Annotated in this window: 18 protein-coding genes; 14 read left to right on the top strand and 4 right to left on the bottom strand. The window is 70.6% G+C overall.

The window, feature by feature from the left end:
• Positions 1 to 77: 77 nt before the first annotated feature.
• Both ACFYXF_RS14440 and ACFYXF_RS14435 read left to right on the top strand, forming a co-directional pair.
• The gene (locus ACFYXF_RS14440) at positions 78 to 836 is read left to right on the top strand and encodes a TetR/AcrR family transcriptional regulator (RefSeq protein WP_389349866.1); all 759 of its coding nucleotides are present in this window, start codon (positions 78 to 80) and stop codon (positions 834 to 836) included.
• Entirely contained in the window at positions 767 to 1543 is a 777-nt protein-coding gene (locus ACFYXF_RS14435; protein ID WP_389349865.1) for a DUF2993 domain-containing protein, read from the top strand. The genes ACFYXF_RS14440 and ACFYXF_RS14435 overlap by 70 nt, the downstream gene beginning before the upstream one ends.
• A 10-nt stretch (positions 1544 to 1553) precedes the next feature.
• Here the strand turns inward: ACFYXF_RS14435 and ACFYXF_RS14430 are convergent, their stop codons facing one another.
• Positions 1554 to 2189: a TetR/AcrR family transcriptional regulator gene (locus ACFYXF_RS14430; RefSeq protein WP_389349864.1), complete on the bottom strand. Its 636-nt coding sequence runs from the start codon at positions 2187 to 2189 to the stop codon at positions 1554 to 1556.
• 135 nt (positions 2190 to 2324) lie between these two features.
• On the opposite strand from ACFYXF_RS14430, the gene ACFYXF_RS14425 reads away from it, so the two are divergent.
• The 8 genes from ACFYXF_RS14425 (at position 2325) to ACFYXF_RS14390 (ending at position 12959) form a co-directional block, all read left to right on the top strand.
• Positions 2325 to 3470: a VOC family protein gene (locus ACFYXF_RS14425; RefSeq protein ID WP_389349863.1), complete on the top strand. Its 1146-nt coding sequence runs from the start codon at positions 2325 to 2327 to the stop codon at positions 3468 to 3470.
• Positions 3471 to 3510: 40 nt separating this feature from the next.
• The gene (locus tag ACFYXF_RS14420; RefSeq protein WP_389349862.1) at positions 3511 to 4461 is read left to right on the top strand and encodes a fumarylacetoacetate hydrolase family protein; all 951 of its coding nucleotides are present in this window, start codon (positions 3511 to 3513) and stop codon (positions 4459 to 4461) included.
• Between the two features lie 29 nt (positions 4462 to 4490).
• Complete coding sequence (locus tag ACFYXF_RS14415; RefSeq protein WP_389349861.1) at positions 4491 to 6044, top strand: bifunctional 3-(3-hydroxy-phenyl)propionate/3-hydroxycinnamic acid hydroxylase; 1554 nt, start codon at positions 4491 to 4493, stop codon at positions 6042 to 6044.
• Positions 6041 to 8014, top strand: a complete 1974-nt coding sequence (locus ACFYXF_RS14410) for an acetoacetate--CoA ligase (protein ID WP_389349860.1) — start codon at positions 6041 to 6043, stop codon at positions 8012 to 8014. The genes ACFYXF_RS14415 and ACFYXF_RS14410 overlap by 4 nt, the downstream gene beginning before the upstream one ends.
• Positions 8011 to 8364, top strand: a complete 354-nt coding sequence (locus ACFYXF_RS14405) for a DoxX family protein (RefSeq protein ID WP_389349859.1) — start codon at positions 8011 to 8013, stop codon at positions 8362 to 8364. The genes ACFYXF_RS14410 and ACFYXF_RS14405 overlap by 4 nt, the downstream gene beginning before the upstream one ends.
• 103 nt (positions 8365 to 8467) lie before the next feature.
• Positions 8468 to 11230: a cation-translocating P-type ATPase gene (locus ACFYXF_RS14400; protein WP_389349858.1), complete on the top strand. Its 2763-nt coding sequence runs from the start codon at positions 8468 to 8470 to the stop codon at positions 11228 to 11230.
• A 48-nt stretch (positions 11231 to 11278) separates the two neighbouring features.
• Entirely contained in the window at positions 11279 to 12631 is a 1353-nt protein-coding gene (locus ACFYXF_RS14395; RefSeq protein ID WP_389349857.1) for an NAD(P)/FAD-dependent oxidoreductase, read from the top strand.
• Entirely contained in the window at positions 12618 to 12959 is a 342-nt protein-coding gene (locus tag ACFYXF_RS14390) for a hypothetical protein (protein ID WP_389349856.1), read from the top strand. The genes ACFYXF_RS14395 and ACFYXF_RS14390 overlap by 14 nt, the downstream gene beginning before the upstream one ends.
• Before the next feature lie 28 nt (positions 12960 to 12987).
• On the opposite strand, the gene ACFYXF_RS14385 is transcribed toward ACFYXF_RS14390, so the two are convergent.
• Positions 12988 to 13431, bottom strand: a complete 444-nt coding sequence (locus ACFYXF_RS14385) for a hypothetical protein (protein ID WP_389349855.1) — start codon at positions 13429 to 13431, stop codon at positions 12988 to 12990.
• A gap of 167 nt (positions 13432 to 13598) precedes the next feature.
• Here ACFYXF_RS14385 and ACFYXF_RS14380 point away from each other — a divergent pair, with 167 nt between their 5' ends.
• Positions 13599 to 14528, top strand: coding sequence for a sigma-70 family RNA polymerase sigma factor (locus ACFYXF_RS14380; protein ID WP_389349854.1), 930 nt, complete (start codon positions 13599 to 13601; stop codon positions 14526 to 14528).
• On the opposite strand, the gene ACFYXF_RS14375 is transcribed toward ACFYXF_RS14380, so the two are convergent.
• Positions 14488 to 15351 (bottom strand): RNA polymerase subunit sigma, encoded by an 864-nt coding sequence (locus tag ACFYXF_RS14375; protein ID WP_389349853.1) that lies wholly within the window; start codon positions 15349 to 15351, stop codon positions 14488 to 14490. The two genes, ACFYXF_RS14380 and ACFYXF_RS14375, sit on opposite strands and share 41 nt — an antisense overlap.
• 210 nt (positions 15352 to 15561) lie before the next feature.
• Here ACFYXF_RS14375 and ACFYXF_RS14370 point away from each other — a divergent pair, with 210 nt between their 5' ends.
• Together ACFYXF_RS14370 and ACFYXF_RS14365 are read left to right on the top strand one after the other, a co-directional pair.
• Positions 15562 to 15855, top strand: coding sequence for a WhiB family transcriptional regulator (locus ACFYXF_RS14370; RefSeq protein ID WP_389349852.1), 294 nt, complete (start codon positions 15562 to 15564; stop codon positions 15853 to 15855).
• A gap of 41 nt (positions 15856 to 15896) precedes the next feature.
• The gene (locus tag ACFYXF_RS14365) at positions 15897 to 17486 is read left to right on the top strand and encodes a cytochrome bc complex cytochrome b subunit (RefSeq protein ID WP_389349851.1); all 1590 of its coding nucleotides are present in this window, start codon (positions 15897 to 15899) and stop codon (positions 17484 to 17486) included.
• 20 nt (positions 17487 to 17506) lie between these two features.
• Here ACFYXF_RS14365 and ACFYXF_RS14360 read toward each other — a convergent pair whose 3' ends face one another.
• Positions 17507 to 18148, bottom strand: a complete 642-nt coding sequence (locus ACFYXF_RS14360; RefSeq protein WP_389349850.1) for a sigma-70 family RNA polymerase sigma factor — start codon at positions 18146 to 18148, stop codon at positions 17507 to 17509.
• 264 nt (positions 18149 to 18412) lie between these two features.
• Between ACFYXF_RS14360 and ACFYXF_RS14355 the strand changes: the two genes are divergently transcribed.
• Entirely contained in the window at positions 18413 to 19417 is a 1005-nt protein-coding gene (locus ACFYXF_RS14355) for an alpha/beta hydrolase (RefSeq protein WP_389349849.1), read from the top strand.
• Positions 19418 to 19439 lie beyond the last annotated feature (22 nt).

Below are 19439 nucleotides of genomic sequence, written 5' to 3'. Positions count from 1 at the left end.
GCTCATTGATGTGCAACTATCGAGTTGCTCGCCCACCGCCAAGCGCCTACCGCCCACAGCCCATCGGAGGTCCCGGCATGACAGATCCAGACGTCGCAGACACCGACGGGCGCGGCCGTACCCGCTTCACGCGGGCCCGCATCCTTGAGGCGGCCAGGCAGGAACTCGGCCGCGACCCCGACAGCAGCCTCGGTGACATCGCCGAGGCCGCGGGGGTGGTGCGTCGTACGGTCTACGGTCACTTCAGCGGCAGGGCCGCTCTCGTGGAGGGGTTGGTGGAGGACGCCGCACAGGCGCTGCGCCAGGCCCTCGCGTCCCGGGAGGCTTCCGCGCCGGACGCCGTCACGGCACTGGCCCGCTTCGTCCTCGCCGTCTGGCCCGTCGGGGACCGCTACCGCATGCTGCTCCGCCTCGCGCCGCACGATCTCGGGGCCGAGCGGGTCGACGAGATCCTCGCCCCCGCGCGTGACACGGCGACGGCGATCATCGCCCGGGGGCAGCGGCAGGGGCTCTTCCGGGCCGGCCTGCCGCCCGGTCCGCTGTGTCGGGCGCTGGAGGGATATCTGCTGGGGCTGCTGGAGTGCATGAACGCCGGCACCTGGACCGACGACGGCACGCGCTCCGCGACAGCCGCCCTGATCGCGATGGGAGTGGACGCCGACCTCGCCGTCGCCCACGTCCGAAGACCCGGCGGGTCCGAGCGCGTCCGGCGCCCGGACACCGATCTCGAAGACCTGACCGAGCACACCTCCCGGAGAGGGCACCCATGTACCACCCCCAGGCCGATGACGAACTCGTCGGCGAGCCCCGCTACGGCGACGCCGCCGTGTACGTGAGCCCTCCCGCGCCGAGGCGGCGGCGCATCATTGCCGTCGCCGTCTCCCTGGCGGCACTGCTGGTCGGTGCCGTCGTGGTCGACCGGGTCGCAGCGGCCCGAGCCGAGAGCCGTACGGCCGAGGCGTTCCAGGAGGGCATGGGAACCGCCGACCGGCCCTCCGTGCACGTCAGCGGCTTCCCCGTGCTGACCCAGCTGGCCGGGGGCAGCCTGCGCCACGTCGACCTCACCGCCCACGACATCCCTGCCGAGGGGACGACCAGGCCGCTGCCGGTCACGAAACTGACCGTCGGGCTCGACGGGCTGAAGACCTCGGGCAGCGCCGACGAGGCACATGCGCGCAGTGTCGAGGCGACCGCGTTCCTGTCGTACGAGGACGTGTCGGACGCGCTGGGCCTGGACGTCTCGCAGGGCGACGGGCGGGGCAGGGTCGACGCGAAGCTCGCGCTGCCGTTCGCCGGTGAGGTGACCGTGAGCGCGGCCGTCTCGGCGGTGACCGGCAACCGCATCGCCTTCACGGACGTCCGCGTCGTCGAAGGCGAACTGCTCCCGCCGCTGAAGGCGCTGCTCGGCAAGGCCCTGGAGGAGCCCGTCCCGCTGCGGAACATCCCCGAGGGGCTGCACCTGCGGTCGGTCGCCACCACGGAGAGCGGGATCGACGCCCGTTTCACCGGCCGCTCGGTCACCTTCCGCCCGGCCTCGGCGTAGAGGTGGGCGGTCAGGCGAGGTCGGGGAGGGGGCGCCGGGCGACCTCGTGGGCGTCGTCCGGCGCGAGGCCCAGCATGCGCAGGACCATCTCGGCGAGGTTTGCCGCGGCCTCGTCACCGTCCAGGTCGGGACGGGCGAACCGCAGCTCCACCAGGGACAGCAGGGTGCCGCCCAGCGCGGACAGGGCGACAGTCGGGTCGAGGGCGCTGAAGCGGCCCGAGGCGATACCGACCTGGAGGTCGCGCAGGGCCCGGGCGGTCAGGCCGTTGTCCGAGTGGAGATGGGCGAGGCCGCGCCGGCGCAGAACCTGCATCAACTCCGGGTGGGACGCGGCCAGTCGGGCGCTGAGCCGGAAACCCCCCGCGACCAGTTCCGCCGGGTCGTCGATCCCGGCCAGCCGCTCGTCGAAGGTCTGGCCGAACTCCTCCAGGGCGTCCACCACCGCCGCGTCGAACAGTTCCGTCTTCGACTGGAAGTGGTTGTAGAAGGAGCCGAAGCCGACATCGGCGCGCTCGGCGATCGCCTGGATGCTGGCGCCGGTGTCCCCGGTCTCGGCGAGGATCTGCCGGGCCGCGTGGACGAGCGCCTTGCGGGTCTCCGCACGACGCCTCTCGAACCGGTTGCTGGGCGGGGCTGACGTAGGCATACGCGGATTCTAGCCGTGGGAACGATGACGATCGCAGTCCTGATGAATTCATCATTTCCTGCGGCGAACATCTTGACGACAGAACTGTCACAGTTGATGATTTCATCATTACGGCAATGTTGCTCGGAGGGCACCATGTCTGAAAACCGTGTCAACGGGGCCGATCCCAGGACGGCCCATCAGGACCTCCACAGCGAGCAGGGCGCCCTGCGCGGCGAGCATCCGGGCCGGTCCCGGAATCCCGTGATCAAGGTGGCGGACCTGGCCTGGCTGGAGTTCGAGAAGCCCGACCTGGACCGCGCCGAGGTCTTCGCCCGCGACTTCGGCTTCCGCGTAGCCGCCCGTACCGAACGGGAGCTGTGGCTGCGCGGCACCTTCGGGGGATCGCCCTGCATGGTGATCCGGCGCGGCCGTACATCCCGCTTCATCGGCCCGGCCTTCCGCGCCGCCGAGCGGGCGGACCTGGACCGGTTGGCCCGAGCCACCGGCACCGACGTACGGGACGCGGACGTGCCCGGCGGCGGCAGGGCGGTCGACCTGCTCGACCCCTCCGGCTTCCCGGTCCGGGTCGTTCACTGTGCCGAGCGACTCCCTGAACTGCCCGAACAGCAGCCCCTGTTGCTCAATTTCGGCACCGAGCACCGCCGTACGAACGCCACCCAGCGCCCGCCCCGCGAACCGTCCCGCATCCAGCGACTGGGCCATGTCGTCCTGGAGACACGGGTGTTCGCCCGGGCCCTGGACTGGTATCTGGACACGCTCGGCATGATCGTGTCCGACTTCCTCTTCCTGGACGGGCAGCGCGGGCGCGGCCCCACGATGGCGTTCATCCGCTGCGACCAGGGCGGCCTGGCCGTCGACCACCACACCCTGGCCATGCACCTGGGCCCGGGCAACGGCTATGTCCACTCCGCCTACCAGGTCACCGACCTCGACTCGATCGCAGCGGGCGGCGAGTACCTCAACGAGCGTGGCTACAAGCGCAGTTGGGGCATCGGACGGCACATCCAGGGCAGTCAGCTCTTCGACTACTGGCGCGACCCCGACCGCTTCATGCTGGAGCACTTCGCCGACGGCGACCTCTTCTCCTGCGACGTCGAGCCCGGCTGGGCCCCGATGTCGACCAGCGGCCTGGCCCAGTGGGGACCGCCCGCCACCCGCGACTTCCTCGGCGCCAGCCCCTCCCCGCAACGCGTCCGCGACGTCATCGAGGCCCTGCGTGGCGACAACGAGATGGACCCCGCCCGCCTGTTCGGCCTCCTCAAGGCCGCGAACTCCTGACGCCCCCGACCCCTCACCTCCCTTTGTAAAGGCACTGATCATGAGTACGAACGTCCTGCGCACCGCCGACGGCTGGTGGGCCGTCCGTGGCGACCGAGCCGTCCCCGTCGACACCAAGGCCGTCACCACGGCCGAGCTGATCGCCGACCGCGACGCCGTGCGCGAAGCCGCCGCGAGCGGCGAGCCGGGCACGCCCGTCGCCGACCTGGTGGCGCTCTCCCCGGTCACCACTCCCTGCCGGGTGGTCGCCCAGATGGTCAACTACCGCAGCCACGCCCGCGATTCGGGTTTCACCGGCGACATCCCGCCCGCTTTCTTCCGCAAGGCGTCCGGCTCGGTCAGCGGCCCCGGCGACACCATCGTCCGCCCGCCGCACGTCGAGTTCCTCGACTACGAGATCGAACTCGGCCTCGTCCTGGGGGCGCCCCTGCCGGTGGGCACGGTCGTCGAGGAGCGGGACCTGCCCTCGTACGTCGCCGGGCTCGTGATCACCAACGACGTCAGCGCCCGTGACGTACAGCTCACGAAGACGCAGTTCTACGAGAGCAAGTCGTACCCCACCTTCACGCCCACCGGGCCCCACCTCGCCCTGCTGGAGCCGGCGGACTTCGCCCATCTCCTGGACCTGCGGCTGAAGTTGAGCGTCAACGGCGATCTGCGCCAGGACCGCACCCTCGCCGACATGATCGTCCGCCCGGCGCAGGCGCTCACCCTGCTGGCGCGTTTCCAGACCCTCGACCCCGGCGACCTCCTCCTCACCGGCACCCCCGGCGGTACCGCTCTCAAGGCTCCGCCCAAGCCGGTCGAGAAGATCGGCGCGCTGCTGCCGCCGACGCTGAAGTGGAAGGCGTTCTTCAAGAGCCAGGCCCGCAATCCGCACTACCTCCACGAGGGCGACGTCGTCACCGCCACGATCGCCACCCCGGACGGCCGGATCGACCTCGGCGAGCAGCGCACGCCCGTCGCGGACGCGAAGCCGGACCCGAGGTGAGCAGACCACCGGACAGTCATGTCCCTGTCGTGATCGTCGGAGCCGGGCCGGTGGGTGTGACCGCCGCCCTGCTGCTCGCCCGGCGTGGCGTGCGCACGGTCGTCCTCGAACGCCACCAGGACGTCTACCCGCTCCCGCGTGCCGTCGCCATGGACGACGAAGTGCGCCGCGTTCTCCAAGCGGCGGGCGTCGGTGAGGAGTTCGCCGCGATCGCCCGCCCGGCTGCCGGCCTGCGGCTGCTGGACGCCCGGCACCGCGTGATGGCCGAGTTCCGGCGCTCCGCGCACGGCCGGCACGGCTATCCGCAGACCAGCATGTTCGACCAGCCCGAGCTGGAGCGCCTGCTGCGCGACGCCCTGGCCGAACGCCCCGAGTGCGAACTGCGGGGCGGCGTCGAGGTCACCGGCATCGGCACGGACACCACCGGGCCTGTGTGCGTGACCTACCGCGACGACCACGGCGAGCATCAGCTGTGGGCCGAGGCCGTCCTCGGCTGCGACGGCGCCAACAGCCTCACCCGCGAGGCCATCGGCGCCGTCTGGGAGGATCTGCGCTTCGAGGAACGCTGGACCGTCATCGACGTACGCACGAAGCTGCCCGTCCGCTGCTGGGAGGGCGTCGACCAGGTCTGCGACCCGGACCGGCCGGCGACCTTCATGCGCGTCGGCGAGGACCGCTACCGCTGGGAGTTCCGGCTGCGGGACGGTCAGGAACCGGTCCGCGAGCTGGTCGCCCCGTGGCTGGCACCGTCGTACGACGGGGACTTCGAGGTCGTCCGCGAGACCCAGTACACCTTCCGGGCACGCGTCGCCGACCGCTGGCGCGGCGGACGGGTCTTCCTGCTGGGCGACGCCGCCCATCTCACCCCGCCGTTCGTGGGGCAGGGGCTGTGTTCGGGTCTGCGGGACGCCCACAACCTCACCTGGAAGCTCGCTCGCGTCCTCCAACAGGGCGGGGATGAAAGGCTGTTGGACACCTACGAGAGCGAACGCAAGCCGCACGCACGGCATGTGGTCCGGCTCGCCGTCGCCATGGGCTGGGCGATGACCGGCGGCCAGGACGGCGCCGCCGCACTCCGCCGCAGGCTGCTGACCGCGGCCTGCCGCATACCCGGCCTGACCGAGGCGGCGGGCCGCGACCTCAGCCCGCCCCTGACCGCCGGGCCACTCGTCCGGCGCCGCGCCCGTCGCGCCGGACGTCTGGTCGGCACCCACTGCCCGCAACCCTGGGCCGGCACTGACGGACGCCGGGTCCGACTCGACGAACTGCTCGGCGACTCCTTCACCGTCCTGACCGCCACCGATCCCGGGCCCTCGCTGACCGCGCTCGCCCACGGACTCGGCGTCCGGGCGCTGCCCGTGACCGACCTCGGCGACGACGGCACCCTCGCCGCCTGGCTGCGCGCCGGCCGGGCGGACGCCGTACTGCTGCGCCCCGACCGCGTCGTCCTGGACATCGTCCCGGCCGGAGGCAGCGACTTCACCGACACCGCCGCCTGGGCGTCCCTCCTGCACACCGCACGCAGCCCCATCCCCGCCCAACGTCCAGCCGAGAAAAGCCTGTTGAGGAGCGCCGCACGATGACCAGGTCCTATCCGGATCCCTTCACGACGCCCGATCCGGCGGCCGTCGCCGAGAGCAACATCATGGACTTCGCCCGCCATGCCGGGCTGCACGGCAGTGATTACTCGGCCCTGCACCGCTGGTCGGTCGCCGACCTGGAGGGCTTCTGGGGCGCGGTCTGGGCGTACTTCGACATCGACGCGGACACCCCGTACGAGCGGGTCCTGGCCGAGGAGACCATGCCCGGCGCCCGCTGGTTTCCGGGCGCCACCCTCAACTACGCCCACCACGCCCTGCGCAACCTCACCGCCGACCGGCCCGCGATCATCGCCCTCGACGAGACCGGCTCCGGCTACGAGGTCACCGGCGAGGAGCTGCGCGCCCAGGTCGCCTCCGTCGCCGCCACCCTGCGCGATCTGGGTGTCTCCACGGGCGACCGGGTCGTCGGCTATCTGCCCAACACCCCGCACGCGATCGTCGCGTTCCTCGCCGCCGCGAGCCTCGGCGCCGTCTGGTCGGTGTGCGGGCAGGACTACGCGCCCAAGGCCGCCGCCGACCGCTTCGCCCAGCTCGAACCGACCGTGCTGATCGCCGCCGACGGCTACCTCTTCAACGGCACATCCCACGACCGCCGTGACGCGGCCCTCGAACTCGCCCGCGCACTGCCCACGTTGAAGGCCACCCTGCTGGTGGACCACGTGGGCCTGCCCTGGCCCACCCGCAACTACCCCTCCCTGGTGGTCCCTTGGGAGGACGCGTCCACCCGCAGCGAACAACTCGACTGCGTGCCGGTGCCGTTCGGCCACCCCCTGTGGGTCGTGTTCTCCTCCGGCACCACCGGTCTGCCCAAGGGCATCGTCCACGGCCACGGCGGCGTCCTCCTTGAGCACCTCAAGACCCTCGGCCTGCACTCCGACCTCGGCCCCGGCGACCGCCTCCTCTGGTACACCACCACGCACTGGATGATGTGGAACCTGGTCGCCTCCACCCTCCTTACCGGCGCCACGACGTGCACGTACGAGGGCAGCCCGGCGCCGTTCGCCAAGCTCGACGTCCTGTGGGAACTTGCCGCCCGCCACCACGTGACCGTCTTCGGCACCAGCCCCCAATACCTCCTGGGCATGGCCAAGTTCGGCATCGACCCGTCCGCGCACGACCTGTCGTCCGTCCGCGTCGTCGGCTGCACCGGCTCCGCCCTGCCGGCCTCCGCCTACCCCTGGGTCCGCACGAACGTGGGCGACCGCGTGCTGCTCGCCTCGATCAGCGGCGGTACGGACGTGGTGTCCGGCTTCGCGGGCAGCGCGCCCAACACCCCCGTGTGGGCAGGGGAGTTGTCGGCGCCTCACCTGGGCGTGGCGCTGGCCGCGTACGACGCCGAGGGTCGCCCGGTCACGGACGAGGTCGGCGAACTGGTCGTCACCCGGCCCATGCCGTCGATGCCGCTGTGCTTCTGGAACGACCCCGACGGCACCCGCTACCACGACGCCTACTTCGCCTCATACCCCGGCGTCTGGCGGCACGGCGACTGGATCACCCACACCTCGTACGGCTCGGTGATCGTCCACGGCCGCTCCGACAGCACGCTGAACCGCAACGGCGTCCGCCTGGGCAGCGCCGACATCCACGACGTCGTCGAACGCCTCGCCGAGATCACCGAGGCCCTGGTCATCGGCGCGGAGGAACCCGACGGCGGCTACTGGATGCCGCTCTTCGTGGTCCCGGCGGCAGGAGTGACCCTCGACGACACCCTCCGCGAGAAGATCAAGGAGGCGATCCGGACCGGCGCCTCACCCCGGCATGTCCCCGACGAGATCCTCGAAGTCCCGGGCATCCCGCACACCCGTACCGGCAAGAAACTGGAGGTCCCGGTCAAACGCCTGCTCCAGGGCGCCCCGGTCGAACAGGTCGTCAATCCGGCCGTCGTGGACGCTCCCGACCTCATCGACCACTTCGCCCGCCTGGGGGCCGAACGCCGGAACGGGTCGGTGTGACGGCCGCACGGATCACTCTCGCCGTCGCCCTCGCCCTGGTCTTCCTTCCGCTGGGCGTGGCGAAGATCGCCGCGGTGCCGTTCATGCGCCGGGCGGCGGCGCACCTCGGCATGTCCCCGGGGCTCTACCGGGTCATCGGCACCCTGGAGGCGGCCGGAGCCGCCGGGCTGCTGCTCGGGCTGGCCTCGGTCCCGGTCGGCGTGGCCGCCGCGACCGGGCTGGCGCTGCTGATGGCCTCGGCGGCAGTGGCCCACCTGCGGCACGGCGATCCGCCCGTGCGGGCCCTGCCCGCCGCCGTACTGACCCTGGAGGCGGTGGCACACGCCGGGGTGACGGTGGCCGTCGGCTGAGGGTCCGCGACGGGTGCTCCCGGCCGGGCGTGTCACATCCGCGTCCCACGCCCGGTCATACGGCTGGAAGCAGTCCACCAGCCCGCTGACCCGAGGGACGCACATGACGACGCTGGACGGGCAACCCGCGAGCGAGGTCGTACGCGCGGCCACCGCCACGCAGGTCTCCGCAGGTCAACCCGATGTCTACCGGCAGACCGCCGCCCAGGTGGCCGACCGGCTCGGCGTCGTTCCGGCGGTGGGGCTGAGCACGGGGCAGGTCTCCGAGCGCACGGCGGTCAACGGCGCCAACCAGCTGTCCGAACCGGCCCGGCGCCCCGAGTGGCTGAAGTTCCTGGACCAGTTCCGCAACTGGCTCATCGTCATCCTGCTGATCGCCGCCGTCGTGGCCGGAGCCGTCGGTGACATCAGGGACGCGGTCGTGATCACCGTCGTACTCCAGATCAACGCCGTGCTCGGCTACTGGCAGGAGCGGCGCGCCGAGCGCAGCCTGGAGGCGCTGCGCCGGATGCTCGTACCCTTGGCGAAGGTCCGCCGCGACGGCACCGAGCAGGTGGTGAAGGCAGAACTCCTCGTGCCCGGAGACGTGGTCCTGCTGGAGGCCGGCGACCGCGTCCCTGCCGACGGCCGCCTGACCGTCGCGGAGACCGTCGAGGTGGACGAGGCGGCCCTCACCGGCGAGTCCCAGCCGGTCACCAAGAGCATGGCGGCAGTTGACCCCGCCTCGACCGGCCAGGTACCGCTCGCCGAACGCACCGACATGCTGTTCATGAACACCGCCCTGACCCGGGGCCGCGCCGAGATGATCGTCACGGCCACCGGAATGCGCACTCAAGTCGGCGCCATAGCCGAGGCGTTGCGCACCGGGACGGAACCGCCGAGCCCGCTCCAGGTCCAACTGGACAGCCTGGGGCGGCGGTTGGCGCTGCTCAGCGGAGTCGCGGTCCTCGCCTACGCCCTCAGCGCGTGGATCCGCGGCGAGCCCCTCTCGGACATCGCACTGCAGGCCGTGGCCCTGGCCGTCGCCGCGATCCCCGAGGGGCTGCCCGCCGTACTGGCCCTGACCCTGGCCCTCGGCGTGCACCGCATGGCCCGGCGCGGCGCCATCGTCAAACGGCTCGCCTCGGTGGAGTCGCTCGGCGCGGCGACCGTCGTATGCAGCGACAAGACCGGCACGCTCACCCTCAACGAGATGACCGCGCGCACCTTGTGGAGCGCGGGCAGGCTCTACGACGTCACGGGGGAGGGGTACGGGACGACAGGCGCCGTTCGCGTCCACGGCGCCGATACCGTGTCTCCCGACGACGACCTCCGTGACGCGGTGCTGCCCTTCGCCCTGTGCAACGACGCCCGTCTGACCGGCGGTTACTACATCGGGGACCCGACGGAGGCCGCACTGGTCGTCCTGGCGGCCAAGGCCGGGGTGGACGCCGAATGGACGCGCGCGGAGCTGCCCCGGGTGGGCGAGCTGCCGTTCGACGGCGCCACCAAGTACATGGCCACCTTCCACACCGAACCCGACGGCCGCACCCGCGTCCACGTCAAGGGCGCGGTCGACGTCCTGCTGGGCATGTGCACCGACGTCCTCACCCAGGAAGGCCCGCGCGCCCTCGACGAAGGGCGCCGGGACGAGGTCGCCGCAGTGGCGGAGCGGTTCGGCAGCTCCGGACTACGGGTGCTCGGCGCGGCGACCGCCCTGCTGGACGGCAAGCCGAGCGAGTTCACCCCGGCAGCGCTGCCCGGGCTGACCCTGGTGTCGATCGCCGGGATCGCCGATCCGCCCCGACCGCGGGCACGGGACGCGATCGCCCTGTGCCGTACGGCGGGAGTGGCCGTGAAGATGATCACCGGTGACCACGCCGACACCGCGGCGGCCATCGCCCGGGAACTGGACATCGTCGGTGACGTCGTGACGGGCGCCGACCTGGACCGGATGACCGAGGAACAACTCGCCGGGCGCGTCGACGACATCGGTGTGTTCGCCCGGGTCGCCCCGGAACACAAGGTGGCGATCGTCCAGGCGCTGGCCGAGCGGGGACACGTCGTCGCCATGACCGGTGACGGGGTCAACGACGCCGCCGCGCTCAAGGCCGCGCACATCGGTGTCGCCATGGGCATCACCGGCACGGACGTGGCCAAGGAAGCCGCCGACATGGTCCTCACCGACGACGACTTCTCCACGATCGTGCGGGCCGTCCGCGAAGGGCGGGCCATCTACGCCAACATCGTCAAGTTCGTCCGCTTCCAGCTGGCCACCAACATCGGCGCCATCCTCACCCTGCTCAGCGCCTCCCTCGCCGGACTGCCCTCCCCGCTCACGGCCGCCCAACTCCTGTGGATCAACATCATCATGGACGGTCCGCCCGCGATGGCCCTGGCAGTCGACCCCGCCCGCGACGACGTGATGCGCCACCCGCCGCGCGACCCCGGGGAACGGATCCTGGACGGCCGCAGACTCCTCGCCATCGGCTGGGCGGGCGCGGTCATGGCAGCGGGCACCGTGACGCTCTTCGCCGTCGCCCGCTCGTACGTCGACGCGGACACCGCACTGACCATGGCGTTCACCACGTTCGTCCTGTTCCAGCTGTTCAACGCCCTTGGCGCCCGCACCGACGAGGGCCCGGTGCTGGGCCGCTTCCAGCTCCGCAACCGCGCGCTGTGGCTCTGCCTGGCCGGAGTCCTCGTCGTACAGGTCGCCGTGGTCCAACTGCCCTGGGCGGGCACGGCCTTCGGGACCGTGCCGCTGACCGCGGCCCAATGGGCGCTGAGCCTGGGCACCGCGTCCACCGTGCTGCTCGCCGAATACGCCCTGCGCGCCGTACGGTCGGCGCCCCGAAACCACCGTTGTCACACCGTGGCACGCTGAACTGTCTTTGTGACTGACGGACGAGAAACAGAGGAAACCATGGGAACCATGCGTGAGATCCTGATCGTCGGCGGCGGCTACGCGGGCTTCTACACCGCGTGGGGCTTGGAGAAGTCGCTGCGGGTGGGCGAGGCACGGGTGACGGTCGTCGACCCGCGCCCGTACATGACGTACCAGCCCTTTCTCCCGGAGGTGACGGCCGGTTCGGTCGAGGCACGCCATGCCGCCGTGTCGCTGCGGCGCCATCTGCGCCGGACCCGGCTGATCGCGGGGAGCGTGACGGAGGTCCGGCACGCGGACCGGGCGGTCACGGTCCGGCCGGCGGACGGGAACGACTTCGAGCTGAGCTACGACATCCTCGTCGTCACCGCCGGCGCGGTGACACGTACCTTCCCCATACCCGGTCTGGCGCAGCACGCCATCGGTCTGAAGCACGTCGAGGAGGCCGTGGCCATCCGCGACCGGCTGCTGACCGCGTTCGACCAGGCGGCGTCACTGCCGCCCGGCGCCGAGCGGCGCAAGCTGCTCACCGTCACCTTCGTGGGCGGCGGGTTCTCCGGCGTCGAGGGCTTCGGCGAACTGCTGTCGCTGGCCACCGCGACGCTCAAGTACTACCCGGAGCTGAGCGCGGCGGACCTGTCCTTCCACCTGGTCGAGGCCAGGGACCGCATCCTGCCCGAGGTGAGCGACGGACCGGGGGAGTGGGTGGTGCGCTCCCTGGAACGCCGTGGCGCGCAGGTGCATCTCAACGCACAGCTCGTCTCCGCCGTGGACGGGCACGTCGTGCTCTCCACCGGGGAGGAGTTCGACTCGGAACTGATCGTCTGGACCGCCGGCAACGCCTCGAACCCGGTCGTGCGCCGCCACACGGACCTGCCGGTCGACGAGCGGGGCCTGCTCGTGGTCCGGCCGGACCTGCGCGTGGGCCCCGACAGTGAGCCGCTGCCGGACGTGTGGGCGGCCGGGGACGACGCGGCCGTGCCCGACCTGGCGCTGCCGATACCGGGGGCGCGCACGGTGCCGAACGCCCAGCACGCCGTACGGCAGGGCAGGCTCCTCGCCAAGAACATCGCGGCCGGACTGCACGGAGGCAGGGTCCGGAACTACCGCCACGGCAGCCTGGGAGTGGTGGCCACGCTGGGCCTGGGGCGCGGCATCTTCCAGTACCGGAGCATCGTCATCAAGGGGTTCCCCGCCTGGCTGATGCACCGGGGCTATCACGTCCTGGCCGTGCCGACCTGGGAGCGCAAGATCCGCGTGCTCAGTGTCTGGCTCACCGCGGCCCTGTTCGGCAGGGACCTCGTCTCCCTCGCCTCCGTCCAGCACCCACGGGACGCCTTCGTGACGAGCGGCGACCCACACACCGCCTCCCTCTCTGGAGCAGACCATGGACGCGCGTGAAGAGGCCGCACGAGGCCTCACCGACATCGAGACCTTTCTCTACCGCGAGGCCCATCTGCACGCGGCACACCAGCGCGTGGCGGACTTCGTCTCCCGGGAGCCAGGGCTGACCCCGGCGCAGAGGACCCACATCGAGCGCTGGTATCTCGACGAACAGACGTACGTGGCCCGCATGGTGACGGACCACATCGCCGACAGCATCAGCGCGGTGCACGCACAGCACCGCGTCCGCCTCGGGCGCTGGCTGCGGGGCACCATGGTCGCGATGACGCTGATCACCTTCGTGATGGCCGCGCTGTGCGTGGTGATCGTGGCGGCGGTGAGCTGAACCCCCGGGCCGGGCACGCCCAGTACGCCTATGAACGCCCGGCGCGGTAGAGGCCCCGGCCGGCCCGCTGCACGCGGGAGGCGCCGACCAGACGGTCGAGGGTGCTGCGGACACCGTTGATGCTTCCGCTGTCGGTGTCACGGCCGAGAGCCGCGGCGACATCGCGGGCCCGTACGGCGGTGTCACCGACGCCGGTGAAGTACTCCAGGATCTGCTCGGTGAGCCTGCCGTACGCCTTCTGCCCGTCCGAGACCGCGGGTTCGGCGGAGACACTGTCGGTCTGCGGTTCGGGGGAGGGCGCCGCCTGCATCAGGGGCTGAAGGGCGCTGAGAGTCCGCTGCACGGAGCCGAGATGGGCCACGACAGCCGCCAACTCCCGTTCCAACGCCTGCTTCTGGATCCGTAGCCGGGCCAGGTCCTCCTGAAGGCTCTCAGCGGTGATCTCGATGCTGTGCGCTGCTCCGGAGACCATGTGTTCCTCCCAGTGACTCGCGCTGCCGCGCAGTGCGCCAGGCAGTTTCCGCAGTTTACCAACGGTCGCACCCACACGGTGTGTCCGCGGAACGCCACTGTCACAAAAGCGGTTCCTGCTCGGTCTAGTGGAACAGACGCAACCGGAGGAACGGAGACCGCTGGACCATGGATCTCGAACCGTCCCCCACGACGACTTCGCCCGAGGCAGGCGACCTGGAAGAGGCTGTTTCTGTCTTTGTGCGGCACCGGAACCGTCTCTTCGGCATCGCCTACCGCGTGCTCGGCAGCGCGGTCGAGGCCGAGGACGTGGTCCAGGAAGTGTGGGTGCGCTGGCAGAAGACGGACCGTTCCGTCGTGCTCAGCCCGGTGGCCTTCCTGTCGAGCGCGACGACCCGCCTGGCCATCAACGTCGCGCAGTCCGCACGAGTGCGCCGGGAGACCTACATCGGGCCGTGGCTGCCGGAGCCCGTGGACACCAGCGCGGACCCGGAGCTGGGCGCGCAGCGCGCCGAGGCTCTCGAAATGGCGCTGCTGCTGGTGCTGGAGAGACTGAGCCCCGCCGAACGCGCCGCGTACGTACTGCGCGAGGCGTTCGACTACGCCTATCCCGAGATAGCGGAGATCCTGCAACTCAGCCTCGTCAACGTGCGGAAGATCGTGAGCCGGGCCCGTAAGCATCTGTCGGAGGAGCAGCGGGGGAGCGTGGACGCGGCGGAGCACCGGCGTCTGCTCAGCGTCTTCGTCGCGGCGGCCCAGACAGGCGATGTGGCTTCACTGGAGGCCCTGCTGACCCCCGGCATCGTCAGTCTGTCCGACGGCAACGGGATGCGGGGCTGCGCCCGAATCCCGGTGCTGGGGCGTGCGCGTGTGGCCAAGATGGTGACGTATCCGAGGCTCTGGCGAGGAGCGGAGCCCAGGCTGGTCGACGCCAACGGTTCCACGGGCGTGCTGGTCCAACGGGACGGCCAGGCCATCGCGTTCATGACCTTGGCCGCCTCTGAGGAAGGTGTGCATCAACTGATGTGGGTGTTCAGCCCCAGCAAGATCGCCGCGTTCATCGACTCGGGTTCCAGGAACGGAGTTTGTCGGGATTGAGGACCACCCAGACCTGCGCGACGTGATGGTCGGCGATGTCGAGGCTGATGACGGCGGCGACCTGACGGTCGTACCGGACGACGAGCCCCGTGCTGCCGTTGACGGCATGCGGGGTCACCGTGGTGCGCGGGTGGTGGGCCAGCAGCGTCAGCAGGCTGTCGGCGACCTGCCGGTCGCCGTGGACGGGCCTGGTCAGGGCCCGTACCTTGCCGCCACCGTCGAAGAACGCGGTGGCGTCGGCGGACAGCAGCGAGGCCAGCCGCTCGGCGTCCTCGCCCACGCAGGCCTGGCGTACGGCGCGGGCGAGGGCGTCCTGCTCCGCCGGTGTCGTGGGACGTGAGCGCCGCAGCCGCAGACTGTGGCGGGCCCGGTCGGCCAGTTCGGCGCACTCCGGCTCGGTACGTCCGACGACATCGGCGATCGCGCCGGGAGCCAGCCCGAAGACGTCGTTGAGGACGAACGCCGCCCGCTCGGTGGGGGAGAGCAGGTCCAGCGCGTGGAGCAGCACCTGCCCCACCTCCTCCTCAAGTCCCTCCCCGTCGGCCCGCGCGCGAGGCGAGTCCGCGTCCGCCCCCGTGGCCGTGCCCCGGCCGAGGAGGGAGAGCCGGCCCAGACAGATCCCGCCCGCCGTCTTCGCGAGCCAGGACCGGGGCGCGGTGATCCGGCCACGTTCGGTGTCGGACAGCGCGTACCACCGGCGGTAGGTCTCGTCGACGGCGCTCTCCGCGCCGCCGGAACCGCCCAGCATCCAGTACGCGACATCCAGCAGATACCGACGCTCGTCGAGCAGTTCCGCGATCGGTACCGCGTCAGCATGGTCCATACAGCGGCCTTCCTCTCACACGTATTTCTCGGCTCCGTCCGATTGACCGGACACCCACGGATCTTGTGACACGGGGGCGAGTGTCACACCTGCGCCGCTTGTCCGGTCTCAGGTGACAGACCCCCGGCGCCTTCTCGTGGAGCCGAGAAACTCCATGATCGAATTCCCGGGCCTCCTGCCGAACGACGAACTCCGGAGGACTGATCTCTCATGACTGCTGAACGCGGGGACTATGCCGTGCGGTGGCGCGAACGGGCAGCCTGTCTGCGCGTCGACGACCCCGATCTGTTCTTCCCCATCGGAATAAGCGGCCTGACCCTCGTACAGGTCGACGAGGCCAAGGCCGTCTGCCACCGCTGCCCGGTCGAGGAACAGTGCCTCAACTGGGCCTTGTACGTGGGGCATGTGGAAGGCATCTGGGGCGGGACGACGGAGAGCGAACGCCGTGCGATGCGGCGACGCGGGGCCCGCCGGGACACGGACACGGTCTCCACGGCGGCGTGAACGCCGCACCCCTTGAGCGATTCACGGACGGTGGTACGGATATGGGTGACGGGGCAAGGGTTGCCGAATGGTTCGAAGGGCGCCTGGGTTCTTCTGGTTCGCTTCGGGAGAAAACGCGGAGGGCGTTCCCGGACCACTGGTCTTTCATGCTGGGCGAGATATGCCTCTACAGCTTTCTCATCATCATCGTGACGGGCGTGTATCTGACGCTGTACTTCCATCCCTCGATGGAGAAAGTGGAGTACCAGGGCAGCTACGAACCGTTGCGCGGCCAGTTGGTGTCGGAGGCTTTCAACTCGACCATGCGCATCTCCTTCGACGTCCGTGGCGGCCTGCTGATCCGGCAGGCCCACCACTGGGCGGCGCTGGTCTTCGTGGCCGCCATGCTCGTCCACATGATGCGCGTGTTCTTCACCGGCGCCTTCCGTAAACCCCGCGAACTCACCTGGGTGTTCGGATTCCTGCTGCTGATCCTCGGGATGTTCGGAGGACTGACGGGATATGACCTTCCGGACGACCTCCTCTCCGGAACGGGACTCGCGGTCGTCAACGGAACGATCCTGTCCGTCCCGGTGGTCGGCACCTACCTCTCGATGTTCCTCTTCGGGGGCGAGTTCCCGGGGGAGGATCTGGTGGCGCGCTTCAACACGATCCACGTCCTGATCATTCCGGCCCTCATGGTGGGACTGCTCGTCGCCCATCTGATCCTGGTCCTGCGCCACCAGCACACGCAGCATCCGGGCCGGGGACGGACCAACAGGAATGTGGTGGGCCTGCCGCCGAAGGTGCGGGCGGTGAAGTCGGCGGGGTTCTTCTTCCTGGTCTCCGGTGTCGTCTTCGTCATGGCCGCGATCGCACAGATCAACCCCGTCTGGGAATACGGCCCCTACCGTGCCGACCAGGTCTCGGCCGGCTCGCAGCCGGACTGGTACATGGGTGTGGCGGACGGGCTGCTGCGGGTCATGCCCGGCTGGGAAATCACCTTCAGGGGCTACACCTTGGCCCTCGACAACCTGATCCCGCTGTTGGTCGGCGTCGGTCTCTTCCTCGCCATGGGCGCATACCCGTTCATCGAATCCTGGGTGACCGGCGACGACCGTGAACAGAATTTGCTCGACCGGCCGCGAAACAGGCCGGTGCGAACGGCACTCGGGGTCGCGTGGATCAGTTTCTATCTGGTGGCTCTGATCGGCGCCGCGAACGACATCATCGCCCTGCGTCTCCATCTCTCGGTCAATGCCGTGACGTGGGCGGTTCGCATCGGGCTTCTCGTCGTGCCTCTCGCCGCCTACGCCATCACGAAGAGATGGGCTCTCGGTCTTCAGCGTCGGGACCGGGACAAGGTGCTGCACGGCCGAGAGACCGGCATCGTCAAGCGTCTGCCGCACGGTGAGTTCGTCGAGGTGCACGAGCCGCTCGGCCAGGAACGACTGCACGCGCTCACCCAGCATGAGCAGTACCAGCCGATCGACGCCCGCCCCTCGGTGAACGGCGAAGGCCCGAACGCCGGATCACGCGTTGCCCGGCGCCTGCGGGTCAGGCTCAGCCGCGGCTTCTACGGCGAAGGCGCGCAGATCATCAAGCCGACCGCCCAGGAGTACCAGGAGATCACCGGTGAACACCGGAGCTGACGCTCCCGGGCGGGCGACCCTCAGGACCTGTTGTCATCGTCCGAGTCGGCCTCGGAAAGGACCCGCTCCAGGCCGGCGAGATCACCGGACCGGGCCGCCGCGAGGAACGCCTGAACGAGCCGCCGATGCGCGACGGAGTCCACCGGCTGTCTGCAATGGCCGGTGGCGAGACGCTGCTGGGCGCGGGTGACCTGCTGCCTCGCGTTGGCGATGCTCAGCCGCAGCACCTCGGAGATCCGCCCGTACGGATAGCCGAAACCCTCGCGCAGGACATAGGCCGCCCGTTGCCTCGGCGTCAGCGTCTCCATCAGCAGGAGCACCGCCGCCTCGACGGCGTCCTGCTGCTCGACCACCGCCTCCGGGGTCACCCGGTCGTCCACGAGTTCCGGGAGCCAGGGACTGGCGCAGGACTCCCGGCGCCGCCAGGCGGACTGCACGACGTTGAGGGCCAGCCGGCTGGTGGTCGTCCTGAGCAGCGCCGACGGATTGCGGACATGCGTGCGGTCCGTGCCCTGCCAGCGGAGCCACGCCTCCTGGATGACGTCCTCGGCGTCGTTCGCGTTGCCGACGATCCGGCCCGCGATCCTGAGCAGTCCGGGTCTGGCGCGGACGAACACCGACGTCGCGGCGTCCAGGTCACCTGTCGCCGGAACGGCCGTCATTGCGGCCGTCTTCCGACCCTGCCTGCCTTGGACCGGATACGTGTACACGACCGGCTCCTCTGCTCGCTCCGGGGCAACGGCTTAAGGGGCTGCGAAGCCAGCGTCCCGTCCGGGGGCGGCCGAGCGCGCCCCTGGGAACCCGTAGGAGGCCCCGTGGTCGTGCCACGGGGTCTCCGTGGCCGGGCGGGCCTGTCACACCTTCGGCACGCGCCCTGTCATAGAGGTGACAGTGGGCACGAGCCTGCCGACCCAAGGAGTGCCGTGATGACGAAGCACGTTCTTGAGACCGCGGCTCAGGAACTCGCGGACACCACGTCCGTCCCGCCGTTCCTGCACGAGCTGGGTCCGGAAGGTGCCCGTAAGTTCCTGGACGAACTGCAGGCGGAGCCGGTGGACATGCCGGATGTCGACGAGAAGTGGATCACGGTGCCCGCCGAGGTGGGCGACGTACCGGTCCGCATCGTGAAGCCCCCCGGTGGTCACGGCACACTGCCGGTCGTCCTGTACGTGCACGGCGGGGGCTGGGTCATCGGCAGTGCCGGTACCCATGACCGGCTGGTGCGCGAGCTGGCCGTCGGGGCGGACGCCGCCGTGGTCTTCGTGGAGTACGACCGTGCGCCCGAGGCCAGATACCCGGTCGCCGTCGAACAGGTCTACGCGACGGCCCGGTGGATCACCGAGAAGGGTGCCGGGGAAGGCCTGGACGCCTCCCGGCTGGCGGTGGCCGGTGACTCCGTCGGCGGCAACATGGCCGCGGCCCTGACCCTCATGGCCAAGCAGCGCGGCGACGTGACCTTCGTGCACCAGTCGCTGTACTACCCCGTCACCGACGCGGCCCAGGACACCGACAGCTACCGGGAGTTCGCGAACGGCCCCTACCTCACGGCCAGAACCATGGCCTGGTTCTGGGACTGCTACACCACCGACCCGGCCCAGCGGGCGGAGATCACCGCCTCACCGCTGCGGGCGAGCCTGGAGGAGTTGCAGGGGCTGCCGCCCGCGCTCGTCATCGTCGACGGCAGCGACGTACTGCGGGACGAGGGAGAGGCGTACGCCCGCCGGTTGACCCAGGCCGACGTACCCACCGTCAGCATCCGAATCAACGGCGCCCCGCACGACTTCATGATGCTCAACCCTCTCCGCGCCACCCGGGCCGCGACCACCGCGGTGGACCAGGCGATCCACACCCTGCGCACCGCTCTGCACGGCACGGACGCAGACGTTCATGGCCGACGCACACGGTGGCAGCCCGGGACTCACACGCTGTGATCGTGACGGCGGTGTCACAGGT

The sequence above is a fragment of the Streptomyces sp. NPDC002680 genome, from assembly GCF_042889145.1.
Classification (GTDB): Bacteria; Actinomycetota; Actinomycetes; order Streptomycetales; family Streptomycetaceae; genus Streptomyces; species Streptomyces adonidis.
Note: the sequence above shows the minus strand (reverse complement) of the source record. Positions and strands in the feature narration are given on the sequence as shown.